This window comes from Flavihumibacter fluminis, assembly GCF_021491375.1.
GTDB lineage: Bacteria > Bacteroidota > Bacteroidia > Chitinophagales > Chitinophagaceae > Flavihumibacter > Flavihumibacter fluminis.
In genome coordinates, this window is the sequence record NZ_JAKEVY010000004.1 from 340,555 (window position 1) to 360,258 (window position 19,704).

Here is a 19,704-nt window from a genome sequence, read left to right on the forward strand (position 1 = left end):
GGCGGGATTCAGGTCCCGCCTTCTTTTTTGAACATAGTGTTGGAACAAGAAAAATTCCCTAAATTACGATAGTATAATCCCTCATATGACGGAAGAAGCACTCCTGCAAGCCTGTATTAATAATGAGCCGATGGCACAAAAAGAACTGTACCAGAAGTACAATTCGAAGATGCTGGCGGTATGTTACCGTTTCGCCCACAATCGGGAGGATGCGGAAGATATGCTGCAGGAAGGTTTTATCAAGGTATTCTCGCAGATCCACACTTTTCGCTCCCAGGGCGCATTGGAAGGATGGATAAGGAGAATCATGGTGCATACCTGTATCAACCACCTCAAGCGCAACAAGAAGTTTAATGAAAATGTAGATCTGATCCATGCCACCGGTTTGCAGGTTCGGGAGGAGTCTATACCATCCATAGTACAGGCCAAACAGGTTATTGAATGCATTCGGATGCTGCCCATCGGCTACCGGACCGTTCTCAACCTTTATGCCCTGGAAGGTTATTCCCACAAAGAGATTGCGACCGTGCTGGACATTGAAGAAAGTACAAGTCGTTCTCAATATACCCGTGCCCGTCAGATGCTGGAAGAAATCCTGGTTAAGCGAAAAATTATGGCAAAACCCCAGGAGAAAGTGTCCCTGTTAGCAGCGTTTGGACGCTAATAGCACTCTTAGTATGGGGTAGGGTTTGAAAATTAGGAGTCCCTAACCGGAAGCGTAATGGAGCAACATTTTTTTGAGGACGAATTTGAGCAGTTTCTTCGTGAAAATGCTGACCAGCACAGGATGTATCCTTCTGAAGCGGTGTGGACCAACGTATACCGGAAATTTCACCCGGGGAAACGCAGACTGATGATTGCCATACTGCTGTTACTGATTCTTTCGGGCATGTACTGGCTTTTTACCACCTCGGCACTACCGGTTTCCAAATCCAAAACAGCCCCTGTAACTCTTATTGAGGAATCTACTTATCACGATCATTTTCCCTCTGTCACAGTTGATGATATAATAGCCAAACTAAGAGCAAAATCCTTTATGCCTCCCCTCACTATTGAGGCGCCCGTAGCCCTGAAACCGTTGGGCATTCGCAGAGAACTCAGACCATCGCTGGTTTCCATCCCAACCGTATTCTCCGCTAATTTTGGATATGCAGATCAGTTCTCTATGTCGCACTGGGACCTGGTTTTACCCCGACTGAATTTACCTGTATATGACCTGAGCAGCGTGCCATTCAAAAAAGTAGTCGCACCAGTTGAAACCAGCATTTCAACCATTACAACAGAAGTAGTAGATCACCCCGAATTGGTTTCATCCGGTGTTGCGGCAAGAGAAATTGTTGCACAGGAGGTTATTGTTGTGCCGCATCAACCCGCTTCCTCGCAACCATCACTTCGCGAAGAGAGTTTATCCAAACCTTCTAGCAGCACTACTTCATATGCAGGCCTTATTCCGGTTAAAGTAAAAACTGAACGGAAGACAAAATGGGAAAGTTCCATGCATTTTGTCCCCTCTGTTGGTTACCGAAATTTGTTTGACAGTAAGAACTGGGTTACTTATGGCAACTCTCCGCTTATGGTAAGCCGCCTGAATGTAAATCAGTTTGTGGATCATAAACCTGCCATCGGCTTTGAACTTGGAGGAGGGATTCGTTACCGGCTGAACAAAGCGTTGGTATTGAAAACCGGACTGCAACTGAATCTTACCCGTTACAGTATTGGCGCATTCTCTCACGCCACAGAAAAAACTACGGTTGCACTGAACCCTGAATTGGGCTTCCGCCCGGATACCATGGTTGCCACTTCCAATCTCAGGAACCTAGCGGGCAATCGTCCTGAACGCGTACACAACGCCTATTTACAGGTATCCATGCCCGTTGGAGCAGAGCTGAAATTATTTGGCGACGATCGTCTTCAGGTAAACCTGGGGGGTAGTTTACAACCCAGTTATCTGCTCAACACCAACCAGGTACAGTTGAGTGCAGATTTCAGCAACTATGTTAGTGAGCCATCCCTCTTGCGTCGCTGGAACATCGCCAGCAGCATGGAAGTTTTTGTTACCTATAATACCGGTAAAGTCAACTGGCAGATTGGTCCCCAATTCCGCTATAACCTGCTTTCCACCTTCAAAAAAGCCTATCCCATCAAGGAAAACCTGATGGAGTACGGACTTAAAATCGGTATAACCCGGCCGATCCGTTAATTTTGCATATGCGATTTTCAACTTGTAAACAACTGCTTGGCGGGTGGTTAATGATATCCTTATTGCTGGGTTGTAAAGACACCGGTAAAAATCCTGCATCAGAAGAAAAACAATATTTCCCGGTTGCTGATTATGTTCGTTCACAACTTCATGTGATTGACTCTTTGCAATTGCCAGTTACACTTTACCGTTCGGGTGAAAATAGATCCGACACTTTGCAACTTTCAACGAAGGAATGCCTGGAAATGGCAGCACCATTCCAGGATCCTGATATTACCGATCCAGCCGTTGCGTCAAAGTTTACCGAAACCAGTTTCGCGGATCAATCCATTCCCAGTGTAACCTTCAATTATAGCACTAAGGATGAAAAACTGCCATTGAAGAGAGTGGATGTGGTGCTGCATCCTGATCCGGCGCTCGCAGAGAAAGTCAGAACTATATACATGGAAAAAATGTATTCCAGCGGGGATACGCTCATTGAAGAAAAACTGTTCTGGAACAATGATCATTACTATCAGATTTTGAGAACCAGCAGAATCGGTGCCGCACCTCCCACACTTTCCCAGGTGAAGGTTGTATGGGATCCAACTGAATAAGGAATGACTGCCACTGAATTTCAACAAATCTCATCTACTATCCCGCTTTCTCCCGGCATTTATAAATACTATGATGCCGGAAATACCCTTTTGTATGTGGGCAAAGCCAAAAGCCTTCGCAAACGGATCAGTTCCTATTTTTCTAAAACATTCACCAGTTATAAAACGCATGAACTGGTTCAGCGGATTGCCCGGATTGAGTTTACTATTGTAGACACCGAACAGGACGCTTTCCTACTCGAAAACGCGCTCATCAAGCAATTTCAGCCTCGCTATAACATCGATCTGAAGGATGATAAAACCTATCCCTATTTAGTCATCAAAAAGGAACCATTCCCACGTGTTTTTCTAACCCGCCGTAAGATCAACGATGGATCAGAATACCTCGGGCCTTTTACTTCCGTAGGAAAAGTGCGGGAACTATTGGATTTCATCAAACTAACCATACCACTCCGCACTTGCAAGCTCAACCTCAGTGCTGCCAACATCCAGAAAGGAAAATATAAAGTTTGCCTGGAATACCATCTTGGTAACTGCAAAGGGCCCTGCGAAGGACTTCAATCGGAAGAGGAATATCGGGAAGGGCTGCTACAATTGCGGAATCTGATGAAAGGCAACCTGGGCCCGGTTATGCAACAATTCAAACAGGAAATGCAGGGCTACGCAGCAGCCCTTCAGTTTGAAAAAGCGGAGATGATGCGACGCAAACTGGATTATCTGGAACAATACCAGGCAAGATCCGTCATTGTTAGCAAACATCTCGGCAACCTGGATGTATTTTCCATACTCAAGGATGGTGACACGGCCTATGTAAATTATCTGATGGTACAGCATGGTACTATCGTACAAACCCACACTATACAGTTGGAAACTCACCTGGATGAAAACCAGGAAGAAGTACTGCTTTATGCCATTGGTCAATTACGGGCATCTTTCAACAGTCTGGCAACAGAAATTATTGTCCCCTTTGAATTACCTGGCTGGCAGGAGGAAACCATAGACGAGAAAGAATTCCTGATTACTGTTCCTAAAGGTGGTGATAAAAGAAAGCTGCTGGAGCTATCCCTCAAGAATGTGAATTATTTCCAGGATGAAATTCGCCGTAAAAAAACACTCCACCTGGAAGGAAAATCCGAAGAAGAAAAAAAACAGGTGCTGTTTCAGTTGATGGAAGATTTGCAGCTTCCCGAACTACCCGTGCATATCGAATGTTTTGATAACTCGAATTTCCAGGGGGCATTTCCCGTAAGTGCGATGGTTTGTTTCAAAGAAGGAGTGGCCAGTAAAAAAGATTACCGCCACTTTAATGTGAAAACGGTGGAAGGGATCAATGATTTTGCCACTATGAAGGAAGTGGTAACCAGGCGTTACAAACGTCTGAAAGACGAACAAAGCCCCCTTCCGCAACTGGTTATCATTGATGGGGGAAAAGGCCAATTAGGGGCAGCAATGGAAGCGATTCGGGAACTGGATCTGACTGGTAGTATGACCCTGGTGGGACTGGCAAAAAACGAGGAAGAACTATTTTTTCCGGGTGATTCGGAGTCAGTCCGGTTACCATATAACAGCGAATCGCTCAAACTGATCCGCCGCATCCGGGACGAGGTGCATCGGTTTGGGATCACGTTTCATCGGAATCAGCGCAGTAAAGGCACATTTAAAAATGAATTGGAAGGTATTCCTGGTATTGGTAAGACAACAGCAACCCAGCTGCTGCGCAAATTCAGGAGCATTTCCAATATAAGAAACCAAAGCCTGGAAGAACTAGGCCAGGAAATCGGCGGAGCAAGGGCAAAACTGGTTTGGGAATATTTCCATAAAGCCTGAGAGCACTATGTGCTTTAAAACTCAAATTGTACATTGCATTGTAATGTTTAAAACCATCCTTAATGAAATACCCAAACCCGCCGCGGTATTGCATATCCCGGAGGAGGGAAAACTGTTTATCCATTACAGCAACAACGCATTTAACCAGCTTTCCTACAAAGACAGGATTTTTACCGATAACCCGGACCTTGCTGGTTATTGTCTTCAGTTATTGGCGGCAACTCATAAGGTGAGTCCGGATAATCCAATAAAAGGAAATCAAACGATACATTTACCCGGGTCATCAGGAGAACTGGAACTGCAAATTGAATTTACCGTCCTTAAAGAGTCGGCAGAACCATTCATTCTGGCTGTGCTGCAAATCCCTGACCAGACAACCGTTCAATTTGAGAACAAACCGCTGATTGAAGATGCCGGTGATATCTGTGTAATACTAAACAAGGAAGGGAATTACCTGAGTGTTTCGAATCAATTTACGGAGATCATGGGCTACAAGACCACGGATGTCATTGGCACCAATGTTTTTGAACTGGTACATCCGGAAGACCGTAAAATAGTAAAAGAGAATTTTCAGCGGCTTCAACAGGAAGTAAGCGTTTTTGCACCACCTTTTCGTTTCCTTAAAAAAGATCATAGCTGGTGCTGGCTGCAAAGCGTAGGTACCAATCTGCTAGAGACCGATCCTGGTAAAGCCATAGTTGTAACCAGTATGGACATAACCCAACTGGTTCAGGCACAACAGGAATTGCAATTAAGCAATGAAAGATACCAGCTGATTTCCAAAGCCAGCAAGGATGCTTTGTACGACTGGGACATTCCAGAGGATATCTTTTACTGGGGCGATGGCTTTAACCGCTTGTTTGGCTATCCCGAAACAGGAGAACCATTCCGCTTATCGAACTGGATTGCCCTAACACATCACCAGGATGTAATAATACATGAACAGCGATGGAATAATTTTTGGAACGATCCATTCCAGAACAGCTGGACCAATGAATTCCGGTTCAGAAAAGCGGATGGAAGTTATGCCTACGTAGAGGAAATTGCCTATCTGATACGTGATAAGACAGGAAATCCAATTCGCATGATCGGCACTGTTAGAGATATTTCGGATGCCAAACTTGCACGGAACAGAAAACAACTGGAACAAAATATCACCCAATTATTCAGATCCACAAGGCCGCTTAATGAGATCCTTCAACAGGTAGTGGATTATCTGGCACAATTAGGATACTTTGAGTTATCGGAGATTTGGCTTTGTTCGAGCCGCCAAGATAAAATGCGCCTAATCGCTTATCATTGGAATTCAAAAACCGCCCCACATTTCTATCTGGAAAACAAAAGAGTAAAAGAAATAAAAAAAGGGAAGGGTTTTATTGGAAAAATCTGGCAAACCAGGCAACCAGAACATTGGAGCACAGCACAGATAAGAAAAGAATTTGTACGTGCACAGGAAGCTGAAGCGGCGGGCATTAAATCCATTTCCGGTATACCACTTAATGACAATAATCAATTAATCGGCGCTGTTGTATTTGGCCGCACCTGGAATACAGGAGAAGAGGCCTTTACTGTATCCATTATTGAAGCAGTCCAGCATTCATTAGGCGCTGAAATCAGGCGCAAACAACAGGAGGATGAAATGCGCCTGATGTTTGAGAGTTCACCAGATATTATCGCAATAATTTCTCCTGATGGATATTTCACCCGTGTGAATCCGGCATTTTGTACTATCATGGGTTACTCTGCACAGGAATTGACTAGCAAACCCTTCCACTATTTTGTTCATCCCGACGACCTGGAATATTCGTTGAGGACGTTCAGTGAAACACTAATCATTGATGAAAAGGCTACCAATTTTGTAAATCGATATGTTACCAGGAGCGGTGAGCACCGGTGGATTTCCTGGAGTTCCTCAGAAGCATTCGGAGATGAAAACCAGGCATTTGCCTATGGAAGAGACATTACTGAGATGAAACAATTGGAGGAACTGATAGACAGTACCTCCAAGTTAGCCAGAGTAGGCAGTTGGGAGATTAATATGGCGGATAAGAAAATCTTTTGCTCAAAAATAACCCGTGATATCCTGGAACTAAAACCCAATCAGCAATTACAACTCAATAGCCGGCTTGAATATATTCGGGAAAACAGCAAGGAGAAGGTTCGGAGATTATTACAAGCTGCCATTTTTGACCGGGAACCCTGGGATATTGAGATAGAAATTGATACTGCCAAAGGATCCGCCCGCTGGGTACGTTTGATAGGTCAGGCCAGCTTTAAAAACGGCCGGTGTGACCGGATTTATGGAAGTATACAGGACATACATGAAAAGAAACTGTATGAAGCCTCTCTTGAGAATCTGAATCTGGAATTGAACCGAATCAACCAGGAACTAAAAAGTTCCAATGCGGAACTGGAACAGTTTGCTTTTGTGGCATCACATGATTTACAGGAGCCGCTTCGAATGATTACCGGATTTCTTACCATGCTGGAGAAAAAATACGGCCCACAACTTGATAGTAAAGCGAATCAGTATATCTATTACGCAGTTGATGGGGCGAAGCGGATGCGGGGAATCATACTTGATCTCCTTGAATATTCCAGAGTCGGCAGGATGAATACGACGCTGGAACTTGTAAACCTAGAATTACTGATAAGGGAAGTGAAACAATTGTTACAAAATCAGATTGAAGAAAAATCCGCGACTATCAATACTAACCCATTACCAAGGTTAGCAACCTATAAAATCCCCCTGCAACAGGTATTGCAAAATCTTGTAAGCAATGCGATAAAATACAGTCACCCTGACAGAAAACCTGAGGTGCTGATTTCTGTTTCCGATCAACAATCGTATTGGGAGTTTTCAGTCCAGGATAATGGAATTGGCATTGAACCTGATGCTCATGATAAGATTTTTGTTATTTTCCAACGACTAAATTACACACCGGATATTCCAGGTTCCGGTATGGGCCTGGCCATTGCAAAAAAAATTATTGAATGGCAGGGCGGTAAGATTTGGGTGGAATCTGAGCCAGGACAAGGAAGTACCTTTTATTTTACATTACCGAAAACAGGGGCTGATCTATTTAAAGACCAATAATGCCGCATGAAAGAGTTTCACATTTTACTGGTAGAAGACAACGAAGGGGATATTCTGATGACTTCTGAATCGATCCAGGAGTATGATCCGGGCTGCCATATAGAAGTTGCCAGAAATGGGCAGGAGGCAATTGAGAAACTTCAATCCAATATGGAAGATCCGCTGCTTAAAAAACCTGATCTTATACTGCTTGATATTAATCTGCCCCGAAAGAATGGCCACGAAGTTGTTGCTTTTATCAAAAATCAGCTATATCTGTCCTCAATTCCGGTGGTGATTTTAACCACCTCCTCCGCTCCATTGGATATTCAAAAAGCCTACCAGGCGCATGCTAATTCCTATCTTACCAAACCAACAGAAGCTGAAGAATTCAGCAAAATGGTAGCTGCACTGGTTGAGTTCTGGAAAAGAAATGTTCACCTGTAATAAAAAACAAAGGGGCCAGGATAGAAATCCAGCCCCGTTTTTAAAATCCAATATCCTATGAAAAACCGAGTTAAAGGTAGAGGAAATTTTATTTTTTCCAATACCCGGATAGCGGTATTTTTTCCATTTTCGACGAATGGCAGGAAATGGAAGATGGAGGAAGGGGAGAATGGAAGAAAGGAAACGGGATACAAAGGAGACGGGAAGCAGTGAAGAAAGGCGGAATGGAAGATGGTAGAAAGCTGGCAGGGAGAAAATTGATTTCAAAATAAAGTGGGTACCGGAAATTCGGCACCCACTTTATTTGCAAAAAGCTGTGGCAGCATAAAAGAGGAAAGGAGAACGCTGGCGTTCTCCTTTCCTCTTTTATGTATTTCAATTACTCCTCTTTTCCTTTCTCCCTCTTCCATTCCTCCAGTCTTAATATGACCAGAGATCTTGCTCGTAATTGAAAATCTTTTCTTTGATATTCTCACCCTCGAGCAAACGAAGAATGGGATCCTTGATGAAAGCTTCGATGAACTGATCGCCTGGGTTATCCAGCGTGGATTTGATAATCCGACTGGCGAACATACGGCTTTCGAACAATTCTTCCCAGCTCATACGGGCACCGAAGTTTTTACCATTGTAAGCTTCATATCGGGCTAGCAGCGGGCGCATATCAGGATAGTAAACCCAGAAAAGCGGAGTTACTGCACGGAAAGAACCGTCGGTATTTTTAATAGTCTTGAGCGGAGCAATGCCCAGAATGCGGACATGCAATCGGGAAGACTCTTTATCAAATACCACTTCTTCCTTCACCCAGTATTTTTCAACTTCTTCAGGATTAAATTCATTTACAATCACACTGTCCTTCAAAATACCAAGTGATCCGTCAGGGTCTTTGGACCAATCAGGAACCTGAATGGTTAAAGGTTCGCCCACCAATTGCTTGGTAATTTCTTTCAATGTGATAGGGGTAGTAAACCGATCATCTACCGGGTTGAAGGCAGTGATCTCACCACTCTTCAGAGAGCCAAGTAAAATATTGATGAAACGCTGGTTACCATTATCGTCATCCGCTTTGTACATGAAGGGAAGATTCATTTTTTCATGAACATCGATTTCCCTCCACAAACGCTGGCGATACACCGCATCATCTTCCCGGATATGTTCATATGACAAGGGAATACGCTCTTTCACGAGGTTACGCTCAATGGCATTATCATTCCTGAGTGATTTGCGCGTTTCGCCTAGTTTCAATTCCGGTTCCACTGGTGCTGCCGGTGTAGTGTCAACGGCTGGTGCCTGCGTCAACGCGGCGGCATTACCAGTATTGTTTTTGTTGGTGCTGGTTTTCTTGGTGCTGGTTCGCTTGGAAGAGGTACGGCTCGGCTTACGCTGTGCCTGTACACCTTCTGCACTGAAGCCAATCACAGCCACCAGCAAACAAAATTGGATGATACGGTTTTTCATTTTATCCTGTTTTAGTCAATTGCTTATTTCAAGTTAAAGAAGATACCGGGAAGTTCACGTACGCGGCCATCCGGACCTTTTACACGAATCTGATCAAAAAATATGCTGGATCCTGGTGTTGCTTTGTTAATAATTGCAGCAGCACCGCCACTCCAACGCGGACCGTCATTTGCAGATTGCTGATAGGTTTGGAATGCACCACCATTTGCACCTACTACATAGCTGATCACATCATATTTTGCGTCAAATTCAGAATCCATCAGTTTGGCCAGCAGACCACCCATTGCTTTGAACTGGGCAGCAGGCATTGAACCACCTTTATTGGCGCCTACCATTGCAGTAGGATCAGGCAGCGACTTTACCCGCATTGGGAAAGAACTGGTTTTACCTTCTACAGTGATTTTGATTTCCGCAGGTCCCATTTTGTTCGGCTTGATGATATAACGGTCGCCACCTGCAGAAGTGATTGCACCACCTGTGAAGCTTACGTTCATCTTTTCTTTACCGGCAGAACCAGCAGATACCATTACCGGGTTGTCAACACCAATGTAAACCACGTTCATTTTCTCCAGGAATACAGAGGCTCCGGAAGGAACACCCACGGTGTACTTGATAGTCTTATTCAGAACAGCATCTGTTCCATCTGGCTTCTTGAACTTAACTTCCACGTTTACGCTCTTCTCACCAGCACCGTTTACAGTGGTTTTGTAAACTGCAGTTCCTTCAGCACCAAGTGCTACAGGAGCACCATTGATTGATACAGAGGGCTTAGCCGCTTTTGAAAAAGCGCCTACACCAGCAGTGATTTCCAGTTCCTGGCCAGGCATCAGGTAGGTAGAGTTTGTTCCGGCAAAAGCCTGGAATTCGTCAAACACTACTTCTACTTCACCGATTTCTTTGTGACAGAAATCAACGATCTGGGCTTCCGAATTCTTAACATCATTCTGGAATTTGCTCAGGATAGTCAGGGCCGCGATGGTTGGAGTCATGCGGAAATAGGCAGACTTCCAGTCGTTCTGAACAGTGCTTCCTGTCTGAGATTTCGGAATGCTCAGATCCAGGGGCAGTGATTTTTCAAAACTTGCCTTTTGTTCAGGAACGATCGCCAGCATTTGAGTGCGGAAATCGGTCAGTTTTTTGAGTAACTCATCTCCCTTCGGACCTTCCACCAGCATACGGGTAGAAGCATCCAGGTTATCGATAGAGAACTTCTCTTCGGGAGTACCGATGTTTTCTCCTTTGGATTCTTTTTTCAGTTCAGTCTTCAGATCGTCAATGTATTTAGACATTTCTGCAGACAGTTTCTGAGCCTGCTGCGCTTTCGGATACCAGATACCTGCTTTTTCTGCAGTTTCTGCCTTCTTCAGCTTGGCTTCAAACGACTCGTAAGTCGTCTTATTTTTCTCATCCACTACCGAGTTGGCAGTACGGATGCTTTCATCAACGGTTTTGAATGCGTTCAGGATTTCAGATGATACGTTCAATGCAAGTAGCGCGGTAAGCACCAAATACATCATGTTGATCATCTTCTGCCTGGGCTCTTTAGGTAAGGCCATGGATCTGGGATTTAAATGTTGTCAATCTAGTTTTTCACAGTTTCAATAAAGGGTACGATCAACCTGGCTTAAGCGCGACCTTGCATGGCGTTCAGCATGTTACCATAAATCTGGTTAAGATTGCCGAGGTTTTTCGCCAGTGCAGCGATCTGATCCTGTGTTTTCTTGGCATCTTCCACACTTCCCTGCATTGCTTCGGAAGCCTGGGCCAGATTACCATAGAACTTGTTCATCGCTTTCAGATGGTTGTTCGTATCCTGGAGTTCCAGTTCATAGATTGTGTTCAGAGATCCCAGGTTCTTGGTCAGGGTCTGTACCTGATTATGGAACTGCTTGGTGCTCTCAGATGCTTCGTTGAAAACTGCCATAGTAGAGGCACTCTTCTGATACGCATCTTTCATTTGACCGAGCGCACCGGCAGCTTCTTTTGTTTTAGCAGCATAATCATTAGTAGCCGCTACAACATCAGAAACGTCTTTCATTTGATTAACGGTAGTGCCCAGTTTGTTGAAACCTTCGCTCAGTTTTTTCAGATTGGTTGGAGTGATATCCGCTTCCTGCATCATTTTATCGAGGTTGTTCAGGGCAGGGTTGCCAGCCGGACTGGTAGACAGTTTCGGCAGAGCTTCAGCCAGCGCAGCCATTTCACCACCGGGAGGCGGTAAGAATGCATATACGATAAAGATCAGGGCTTCCGTCAGAAGACCAACGGTCAACATAATGTCGGCAAAAGAAAGGTGTAGGATTTTTGCCCATGCTCCGAAGATTACCACCGCAGCGCCCACGCATACGAAGATATTCACGAGTTTGTCAGTAGATTTAGATGCACCAGCCATAGTTGTTAATTTTTGAGTTTGAATAAGGGTTTAGATACTTGTTTGATATAGATATTAGATTTTAGATAAAAGAGTGCCAGTTCGATTTTTCAATCAAATAATTAATAGTAAGATGTTGTCTTTAGAAATTTGCTATACGCTTATTTTTTGCCTTTTCCCTGTGTAGGTGGAAGATCGATTACAGAGCGGAAGCCGATGTACGATTTAGCCGTATCCTGGTACTCGTAAGAGCGGGTTCCGGTTTGCAGGAAATAACCAACGTCTTTCCAGCTACCACCACGTAATACCTTACGCTTCATGCGGGGAGGATCAGAATCCTTCGCGTTGTAACGGATATCAGGGTTCATATCGTGCTGGAAATTGTAACCACCTTCATAGTAAAGAGAAGAAGTCCATTCTGCTACGTTACCAGCCATATTATACAGACCAAAATCATTAGGCCAGTAGGCATCGGCGCGAACTGTGTAGAAACCACCGTCTTCCGGATAGTTACCACGGCCAGGCTTAAAGTTAGCCAGCAGACATCCTTTTTTATTTCTCAGGTAGTAGTTACCCCAGGGGAACATAGATTGTGAACGACCGCCACGGGCTGCATATTCCCATTCTGCTTCTGTAGGCAGGCGGAAATCAGACTCCTGAGCACGTTTTTTACTTTCCAGGAAAGAGTTGAGGTAATGAGTTCTCCACTCACAGAAAGCGGTAGCCTGTACCCAGCTTACACCCACAACCGGATAATTTCCGAATGCCGGATGAGAAAAATAACGCTTGGTCATGGGCTCGTTATAGGAATAGGAGAAATCACGGATCCATACCAGCGTATCAGGATAGATGCGCACATCTTTCTTTACGATGAACTGAGAACGGGGCTTTCCTGCATTTTCACGCTTGGAAGCTTCTTTATTATCAAAAGTTTCAGAATGATACACCAATTTGGATGCGTCCAGTTCCTTTTTACCGAAGATGCGGTTCTCAGGAGAAAGAATCAACTGGTCGATCTTTTCAATGGTAGCTTTATCGCCCCACTTGATGGTTTTTGCCTTTGCCCAGTCCACCTGGTCTACCCCGTCAACATTCTTCACAAATCCCATCAACTTGGCAGCTGTAGAATCCCGAACCCAGTTTACAAACTGGCGGTATTCGTTATTGGTGATTTCAGTGGCATCCATCCAGAAGCCATTAATGGATACCTGCTTGTTACGGGCAGTGTACGCATAGTTGACATCTTCATCACTTGGACCCATGTGGAATGTCCCGGGTGGAATGTACACCATTCCCGGAGGTTTTGGCATAGAGTACTTGTTGCCAGGCGCTACGCCGTGCAACTGACCATCGTTTGGTAATCCTCCCTTGTTGGAGTTTTTTCCAAACATTCCGCAGCTTGCCAACATAGATACGGCTGCAAGCGTGCACAACGTGGACAGGTTTTTCATTTTCATAATATTAAAGGGTAGTGGGCAAATATAATGCTTTGTCAACATCAGCTTCTTTAGTTTATATTTTACGTCAAGGAACTGATTTTGCTTGTTCCCGTGACAAAATTAACGGTCTATAAAAGGGGATTATTGTTTTGCACCCCAATAAAATCTTGCCAAATAACCTCGTTTTCAGTCCAAAATCACCTACAAATGTTCCAAAAACCTGTCTACAGCGCTTTCCGGCCGAAGGCAGTTATAGCTTTGGCATAGATAGATTAGTGTATCAGGGGCGGAGGGCTTGTGGCGCAAAAGCGGGTAAGCGGGGTTTTCCCGGGTGGCGGATTGAAGTACTTTGTACGGAATAAAATTAGCCATAATTTCATTTCGTAGTACGTCTGCCTTCTCTCCCACGACCACAATTTCTGCACATCCATCTACCCAACCCATTATTTCCATCGCCCAGCAACCAAAAGAACCCGGATACCTTACTGCTGAACCTGCCATTACACTTGTCATGGATGCCGACCTCCCAGACCAGTCAGGCCGTTCAAATATCACACCTAAGTACCTGATATTGAAGGCCATAACCGCATTTCCAGAGGGCTGGGCTCCGTCATATACTTCTCTTTTACGCACGATCACATCTGTCTGTTGCTGGTTCGTATAGTAAAATAATGGGCTATCTTCCGAGCTAAAATCCCTAAATATAACTTCTGTTAATTTTTTTGCTTCTTCCAGTAATTCCGTTCTTCCAGTGATTTCCTGCAGATTTATCAAAGCCTGTACCAGATATGCATAATCATCCAAAAAACCGGGTATCTGTGCCTTCCCCATTTTATAGGTATGCAGAATGCCGTTGTCCGGCCCCACAAAAACGCGTAATATCCAGGCCATATTTTCCTCTGCCAGCCGTCGATACCTTTCCTCTCCAGTGGCAGCAAATGCTTTTGAAAGAGCTGAATTCATAAGGGCATTCCAGGATACTAACTGCTTGTCATCCAATCCCGGACGAATTCTGCTTTTTCTTGCTTCCAGCAATCTCTGACGGATTTCCTCCAGGCGAAAATTCAACTTATCCTGATCCTGATCACAATATCCCATTTCTAACAATTCCTGCCTCTTGCGCGATTTTGTCAAAATGTTAATTCCTTCCCAATTTCCCTCACTGGTGATACCCAGCCAGTCGCAGGCGAAGGCAGCATCCTTTCCAAGCAATTCCTCCACTTCTCCTTTCTCCCAAACATAAAATTTCCCCTCTTCCCCTTCCGAATCCGCATCCAAAGCAGAATAAAAACCAAACTCGGAAGACATCAGTTCCCGCTCCAGGAAACCAATTGTTTCCCGAATGGTTACGGCATATTCAGTTTTACCTGTTAACTGATACGCCTCTGCCAGTACCGAAACCAATAATGCCTGGTCGTATAACATTTTCTCAAAATGAGGAACCAGCCATTTATTATCCGTGGAATAGCGGGCAAAACCACCACCTAACTGGTCATAAATTCCTCCTTCAATCATTTTATCAAGACTTAAAAGAGCCTGCCGGAGAGCGTCTTCTGCTGCTAACTCAAAGGCTCCATCTTTCCAATGTATGCTTTCGACTTTCCTCTTACTGGTAAAACGGGAGGATTTATCCATAAAACGGGCAGCATACCGAAGGAGATAGGCTATAGAAAAAGTCTGAGGGAATTTGGGAGCCCGACCAAATCCGCCATCGGTTTTGTCAGCATTCTTTAAAAGTACCTGCGCCATCTGGGTGAGCTGTTCGACATGAAAATCCGGACCCGAACCGGCTCCCTCGCCAATCCTGTTGGCCTGCACCAAATGCTGGGTTAGATTTTCAGCCTGTTGCAACATTTCTCCACGCCTCTCCTGCCAGGCTTTTGAAATAGCCAGAATCACATCGGTCCATGAAGGCAGATTATGAAATGCTTCGGGAGGATAATAAGTTCCTCCATAAAACGGTCTTCCTTCCGGTGTTAAAAAAACATTGAGAGGCCACCCACCCGAGCCTGTCATGGAGGTAAGTGCGTCCATGTAAATGTGATCGATGTCCGGTCGTTCTTCGCGATCGACTTTGATATTGATGAATCGGTCATTCATTAGAGTCGCCACTTCCGGATTTTCAAAACTTTCCCGCTCCATTACATGACACCAGTGACAAGCTGCATAACCAATACTCACCAGGATAGGCCGGTCCAGTTTTTTGGCAGTCTCCAGCGCTTCTTCCCCCCAAGGATACCAATCTACCGGATTGTGGGCATGTTGTAACAGGTAAGGGCTAGTTTCTTTCGCCAAACGGTTTGCCATAAAAATGTATTAAGGAGTAAAGGTATGGAAGAGGAGACGGGAGACAAAGGAGACAGAGGAGACAAAGGAGACGGGGAGACAGAGGAGACGGGGGAATGGAAGATGGAAAAATGGAAAATGGGGCAACGGAACACGGAGAAATGGAGGAAAGAAGAGAGGCAAAAGATGTTGGAACATCCATGCCCATAAAAAAAGGTACCGGACCTCCGGTACCAACATATAATTTAATCACTTAGTTGCCTTTCTTACTTCCTCCATCCTCCTCTGTCCATCTTCCGTCTCACTTTTCACCTTTTACTTTCTTCGCCAAGAACTGCTCCAGCGCTGCTACCATCGAAGGAGCCTGAGGCTGAGGTGCTTTTATATCCAGTGCTAATCCGGCTTCTTCAACGGCTTTAGAAGTATTACTTCCAAATGCACCGATCAGTGTTCCATTTTGCTTGAACCCTTCATAGTTCAACAAGCTTTTTACACCACTTGGCGTAAAAAGACAGATAATATCATATTCGTTAGAACCAAGAATAGGTTTCAGGTCATTGAAAATAGTCCGGTACATAAACGGAGTCGCAAATTCACATTTATGTGATTTCAGCCAGTTCACTATATCATTGTCCTGCTGATTTTCAGAACAGGGATATAAAAACTGCTCGTTTTCTTTGTGCTTGTTTATGACATCAAACATACTCTTGTTGGTACCGTCTGCACCGTAAAATACCTTCCGCTTGCGATAGAGGATGAACTTTTGCAGGTAAAGCGCTACCGCCTCGGTAATGCAGAAATACTTGGTATCCTGTGATACACTGACCTTCATTTCTTCACAGATCCGGAAAAAATGATCGATGGCATTTCGACTGGTGAAGATGACCGCCGAAAACTGTGCGATGTCAATTTTTTGTTTCCTGAAATCTTTAGCCAGAATTCCTTCCAGGCTGATAAAGGGATGAAAGTCTAAGGTCACACCAAATTTCCTACCTAATTCAAAGTAAGGAGATTTGTCACTTTCAGGCCTAGGTTGGGTGATCAGGATTTTCTTGATTACAGGAGCTCCAGCTCCCTTCTTAGCCTCGTTCTTTAGCATTTGTTATTAAGCTAAACGTTCTTAAAGTTAATTAACACCTACACTATTTTCGTTAACACCTTATAAATCAACAGTAAGGGTGCTACTTCGAAGGCACAAAGGTATAAAAAAAAGTGGAAACGGCTGGCTTTTAGTTCCCGGGTAATAAATCCATAGGCACTTATATAGCGGTAAAGGAAAATTGCAACCACCAGCAAATAGGCTATGGTGGTAGCCACGGTTACCAGGGGCTCATTGGCAAAGGCAATTAGCATCAACAAGGGTAACAGGAAGATTCCCAGGACTTTATTACAAAGAAATACAATGAAAATATAGGTATCAGTGGTATCCTTCATACGCAAACTCCATCCGAGAAATTGAAGAATTAAATTTTTACCGACATAAATCACAGAAATGGCAAGGAGAGCGTAGAGGTAAAGTTTCCAAAAACCCGGATTTACAGGATCCTTCTGGTATTGGTGGAGCAGCATGGCGGCCAGCAAGCCGGCTGAGGCTACAAAATGAATATTCAGCAAGAGGCTGGCAAGCGGCGTCTGCAATAACTGCTCGCGGATCTGCTTAGCTTTCAAAGAGGCACGGAAAAACACTTTGAACATATTGTCCAGGTACCTTCCAAAGCTAAGTTTGACCAGTGCCAGCAGTAACAGTAAACCAGCCAGTAAATAAAACAAACCATCCTTCCCTCTTTCTTTTTTGGGAATTATAGTCCTATACACTCCCTTTTTGACGAAATTGAAATAGGGGTGCGATTGCAACACTTTCTGATAACCTGAACTACTAAAATCAAGGGGCTCCATAATTCGAGGTATGATAGGAACAATAACCGAATCAGTTATAACCGGGGACACCCTCTGCTGGCTGTCCGGCCGAACGATAACAGAACTGTCTTGTGCCTGTAGCACACCTGCCAGCAGCATCCAGCAACAAATAAAAAGAGGGGAAAGGAATCGCATGATGATCAGGCTGCAATTTAGAAATAATTCACATAGCCCAGATGAATCTTGGTTTGGCGCAGGTTAAACGGACTGTCATCCCGTTTTCCGGCCGCCAGCGAGAGATTAAAAAATCCGGCTGCAGTTTCAAATGCGAGTCCAAGGCCTGCCCCCAGAAGCCGGTTGTTGCTTTGCCCCAATGAACTTTTATTGGAAGTGAACCCCAAATCCGCAAATCCGAAAAAATAAGAATTTACGCCAACCAGATACCGGTATTCCAGGGTATTCACCAAATAACGGGAAGAAAAAATGCTTTCCTCATCGAAGCCTCTCATCAGTTTGTAGCCACCTATCTGGAAGAGCTCGTTGCGATACAATGATGGACTCTGCACCCAGCCACCTGTACTCAATAATTGAAGGGTAGCCTGCCTGCCAAGAGGAATGAATTTTGCCAGCCTGGCCCTGATCCGAAACTGGTACGACTTTAAATCAATCGTATCATACAGGGATGCATAATTAAAGGACTGATCTTTGATGTCCAACACCGCATTACTGGGTTTTATGGTTCGGGTTCCTGCAGTAACAGATCCAAATACTTCCCATCCGCGCCTCGGATTCCTGCGGTAATTGGTTGTAAACAATTCATAATCCACACCCAGATTTACGATACTCATATCGATATCATTCGGCAGGCGTTTGGTTGCTTTAATTCGGTTGGTATCTACATTTACCAGGTTGGTCCGGAATAATTGTAAAAAAACTTTTCCTGTCTGACGAGAAGAAACAGCGTATTGAACACCCAACTGGGCATTAATATTCAGAAAAGAGCTGTCTTTCTTGAAGAGGTCAAACTGGGTACTGATTCCAAAAGCGGATCCAAATAAATAAGGTTGTTGATAAAGCAGGTTCAGGCGGGGCGATTGAATCTGTAATTGCTGCCAGTTCACACCAATCGTTTCGCCATTTCCAAGCGCGTTTTTTAGATTCAGATTCGCTTCTCCCGTTACCTGGAATTTATTCTGTCCGGCTGTATTGGTGGTGGGCAGTAACCCAATAAGTACATTGATCTGGCTGCTTTTTTGGGGTTCCAGGAACAGATCGAGAATCGCACCATTTCCACCAAAACGGATGGCCCATGGTTTTTGTTCCTGCAAAAAGGGTAATTCCCGAATTCGAATACTTACGTTCTCAAATGACTGCTTTCGAAAGGGCATTCCTTTTGGAAGATCCAGGTACCGGTGCAGGAAGTTTTCCGAAATACTTGCCTTCCCAAGCACACGGATACTATCGAGTTTATAGGGCAACCCTTTCTGGATAGTCAGTTTTCCGCCAACATATGCAGTATCCGGACCTGCTTCATTCAATTCCAGGCTATCCAATTGAACGGAAGCAAAAGGATAACCATTATTATAGAGATGAGTCAGCAGTTTTTGCTGTATAGATTCAAGTTGACCCGTGGAAAAAACGGTGGCTGTTCTGGATGATCTGGCCGACCTGTTACGCTGGAAGGATAATTGAAGTTTACGGGTCAGGGAATCCATTTCCAATCCTGCAGCAAGCAACTCCCCTGCTGTCATTCCTTCCACCCGAATGGCTCCCCAATGATATTGCTGACCAAGAAAAAGATAGACGGTTGTCAGGCTGTCCGATTCGCGGATGCTGTCAATGGATGCAGTAGCAAATCCCTGCAGAGCAAGGAGGGAATCCAGCTTTAAAACATATTGAAAACAGCTAACCCGATCTGGAAAACTGGTTTTGATAGATCCTGGGATTTGTATGGAGCTGGAAGAATCGATGCGCTTCACCTGCAGTTGATGTGAAGCAGGTTGGGCAGCCACTGAAATGGCGAATAGCATCCAACCTGCCAAAAGCAGGATCTTTTTGCGGCATACGATCTTCATCAATAGTAATCCCCTCATCTCGGCAGTAAAATAACGTTTTAGCAGGAATCTGAATTGCCCTGGCATGGTTAACTT

At 44.5% G+C, this 19,704-nt stretch carries 15 protein-coding genes; 7 read left to right on the forward strand and 8 right to left on the reverse strand.

Features of this window, described 5'->3' with window-relative positions; translation table 11 throughout:
* The first annotated feature begins 85 nt into the window (after positions 1–85).
* From L0U88_RS16685 to L0U88_RS16715, 7 genes are read left to right on the forward strand one after another with little or no spacing between them, the layout of a single operon-like run.
* Positions 86–664 carry an RNA polymerase sigma factor gene (locus L0U88_RS16685; RefSeq protein ID WP_234867331.1) on the forward strand — a complete coding sequence of 193 codons (579 nt, stop codon included), beginning with the start codon at positions 86–88 and terminating at the stop codon, positions 662–664.
* A 57-nt stretch (positions 665–721) separates the two neighbouring features.
* The gene (locus L0U88_RS16690) at positions 722–2,200 is read left to right on the forward strand and encodes a hypothetical protein (protein WP_234867333.1); all 1,479 of its coding nucleotides are present in this window, start codon (positions 722–724) and stop codon (positions 2,198–2,200) included.
* 8 nt (positions 2,201–2,208) lie between these two features.
* A complete protein-coding gene (locus L0U88_RS16695) occupies positions 2,209–2,796 on the forward strand; it encodes a hypothetical protein (RefSeq protein WP_234867335.1) in 588 nt (195 codons plus the stop codon).
* 3 nt (positions 2,797–2,799) lie between these two features.
* Positions 2,800–4,623, forward strand: coding sequence for an excinuclease ABC subunit UvrC (gene uvrC, locus L0U88_RS16700; RefSeq protein WP_234867337.1), 1,824 nt, complete (start codon positions 2,800–2,802; stop codon positions 4,621–4,623).
* 43 nt (positions 4,624–4,666) lie between these two features.
* On the forward strand, positions 4,667–7,720 hold the full coding sequence (locus L0U88_RS16705) for a PAS domain S-box protein (protein ID WP_234867339.1): 3,054 nt from the start codon (positions 4,667–4,669) through the stop codon (positions 7,718–7,720).
* A 6-nt stretch (positions 7,721–7,726) separates the two neighbouring features.
* A complete protein-coding gene (locus L0U88_RS16710; protein ID WP_234867340.1) occupies positions 7,727–8,146 on the forward strand; it encodes a response regulator in 420 nt (139 codons plus the stop codon).
* A 57-nt stretch (positions 8,147–8,203) separates the two neighbouring features.
* Complete coding sequence (locus L0U88_RS16715) at positions 8,204–8,359, forward strand: hypothetical protein (protein WP_234867342.1); 156 nt, start codon at positions 8,204–8,206, stop codon at positions 8,357–8,359.
* Positions 8,360–8,566: 207 nt separating this feature from the next.
* On the opposite strand, the gene porN is transcribed toward L0U88_RS16715, so the two are convergent.
* The 8 genes from porN to L0U88_RS16755 form a co-directional block, all read right to left on the reverse strand.
* Positions 8,567–9,601 (reverse strand): type IX secretion system ring subunit PorN/GldN, encoded by a 1,035-nt coding sequence (porN, locus tag L0U88_RS16720; RefSeq protein ID WP_234867344.1) that lies wholly within the window; start codon positions 9,599–9,601, stop codon positions 8,567–8,569.
* A gap of 23 nt (positions 9,602–9,624) precedes the next feature.
* Positions 9,625–11,157, reverse strand: coding sequence for a type IX secretion system motor protein PorM/GldM (gene porM, locus L0U88_RS16725; protein ID WP_234867346.1), 1,533 nt, complete (start codon positions 11,155–11,157; stop codon positions 9,625–9,627).
* Positions 11,158–11,225: 68 nt separating this feature from the next.
* Positions 11,226–11,993, reverse strand: a complete 768-nt coding sequence (gene porL, locus L0U88_RS16730) for a type IX secretion system motor protein PorL/GldL (protein WP_234867347.1) — start codon at positions 11,991–11,993, stop codon at positions 11,226–11,228.
* 140 nt (positions 11,994–12,133) lie between these two features.
* Complete coding sequence (gene porK, locus L0U88_RS16735; protein ID WP_234867349.1) at positions 12,134–13,423, reverse strand: T9SS ring complex lipoprotein PorK/GldK; 1,290 nt, start codon at positions 13,421–13,423, stop codon at positions 12,134–12,136.
* 189 nt (positions 13,424–13,612) lie between these two features.
* Positions 13,613–15,718 (reverse strand): thioredoxin domain-containing protein, encoded by a 2,106-nt coding sequence (locus L0U88_RS16740; protein WP_234867351.1) that lies wholly within the window; start codon positions 15,716–15,718, stop codon positions 13,613–13,615.
* A gap of 280 nt (positions 15,719–15,998) precedes the next feature.
* Positions 15,999–16,796, reverse strand: a complete 798-nt coding sequence (locus tag L0U88_RS16745; RefSeq protein ID WP_234867353.1) for a uroporphyrinogen-III synthase — start codon at positions 16,794–16,796, stop codon at positions 15,999–16,001.
* Between the two features lie 38 nt (positions 16,797–16,834).
* Entirely contained in the window at positions 16,835–17,749 is a 915-nt protein-coding gene (locus L0U88_RS16750) for a DUF4271 domain-containing protein (RefSeq protein ID WP_234867354.1), read from the reverse strand.
* A 17-nt stretch (positions 17,750–17,766) separates the two neighbouring features.
* Positions 17,767–19,629, reverse strand: a complete 1,863-nt coding sequence (locus tag L0U88_RS16755; RefSeq protein ID WP_234867356.1) for a ShlB/FhaC/HecB family hemolysin secretion/activation protein — start codon at positions 19,627–19,629, stop codon at positions 17,767–17,769.
* Positions 19,630–19,704 lie beyond the last annotated feature (75 nt).

Bases quoted from the DNA above. Each gene is read 5' to 3' on its own strand.
- L0U88_RS16685 (WP_234867331.1), top strand. From the start codon at position 86: ATGACGGAAGAAGCACTCCTGCAAGCCTGTATTAATAATGAGCCGATG.
- L0U88_RS16690 (WP_234867333.1), top strand. From the start codon at position 722: ATGGAGCAACATTTTTTTGAGGACGAATTTGAGCAGTTTCTTCGTGAA.
- L0U88_RS16695 (WP_234867335.1), top strand. From the start codon at position 2,209: ATGCGATTTTCAACTTGTAAACAACTGCTTGGCGGGTGGTTAATGATA.
- uvrC (WP_234867337.1), top strand. From the start codon at position 2,800: ATGACTGCCACTGAATTTCAACAAATCTCATCTACTATCCCGCTTTCT.
- L0U88_RS16705 (WP_234867339.1), top strand. From the start codon at position 4,667: ATGTTTAAAACCATCCTTAATGAAATACCCAAACCCGCCGCGGTATTG.
- L0U88_RS16710 (WP_234867340.1), top strand. From the start codon at position 7,727: ATGAAAGAGTTTCACATTTTACTGGTAGAAGACAACGAAGGGGATATT.
- L0U88_RS16715 (WP_234867342.1), top strand. From the start codon at position 8,204: ATGAAAAACCGAGTTAAAGGTAGAGGAAATTTTATTTTTTCCAATACC.
- porN (WP_234867344.1), bottom strand. From the start codon at position 9,601: ATGAAAAACCGTATCATCCAATTTTGTTTGCTGGTGGCTGTGATTGGC.
- porM (WP_234867346.1), bottom strand. From the start codon at position 11,157: ATGGCCTTACCTAAAGAGCCCAGGCAGAAGATGATCAACATGATGTAT.
- porL (WP_234867347.1), bottom strand. From the start codon at position 11,993: ATGGCTGGTGCATCTAAATCTACTGACAAACTCGTGAATATCTTCGTA.
- porK (WP_234867349.1), bottom strand. From the start codon at position 13,423: ATGAAAAACCTGTCCACGTTGTGCACGCTTGCAGCCGTATCTATGTTG.
- L0U88_RS16740 (WP_234867351.1), bottom strand. From the start codon at position 15,718: ATGGCAAACCGTTTGGCGAAAGAAACTAGCCCTTACCTGTTACAACAT.
- L0U88_RS16745 (WP_234867353.1), bottom strand. From the start codon at position 16,796: ATGCTAAAGAACGAGGCTAAGAAGGGAGCTGGAGCTCCTGTAATCAAG.
- L0U88_RS16750 (WP_234867354.1), bottom strand. From the start codon at position 17,749: ATGCGATTCCTTTCCCCTCTTTTTATTTGTTGCTGGATGCTGCTGGCA.
- L0U88_RS16755 (WP_234867356.1), bottom strand. From the start codon at position 19,629: ATGAAGATCGTATGCCGCAAAAAGATCCTGCTTTTGGCAGGTTGGATG.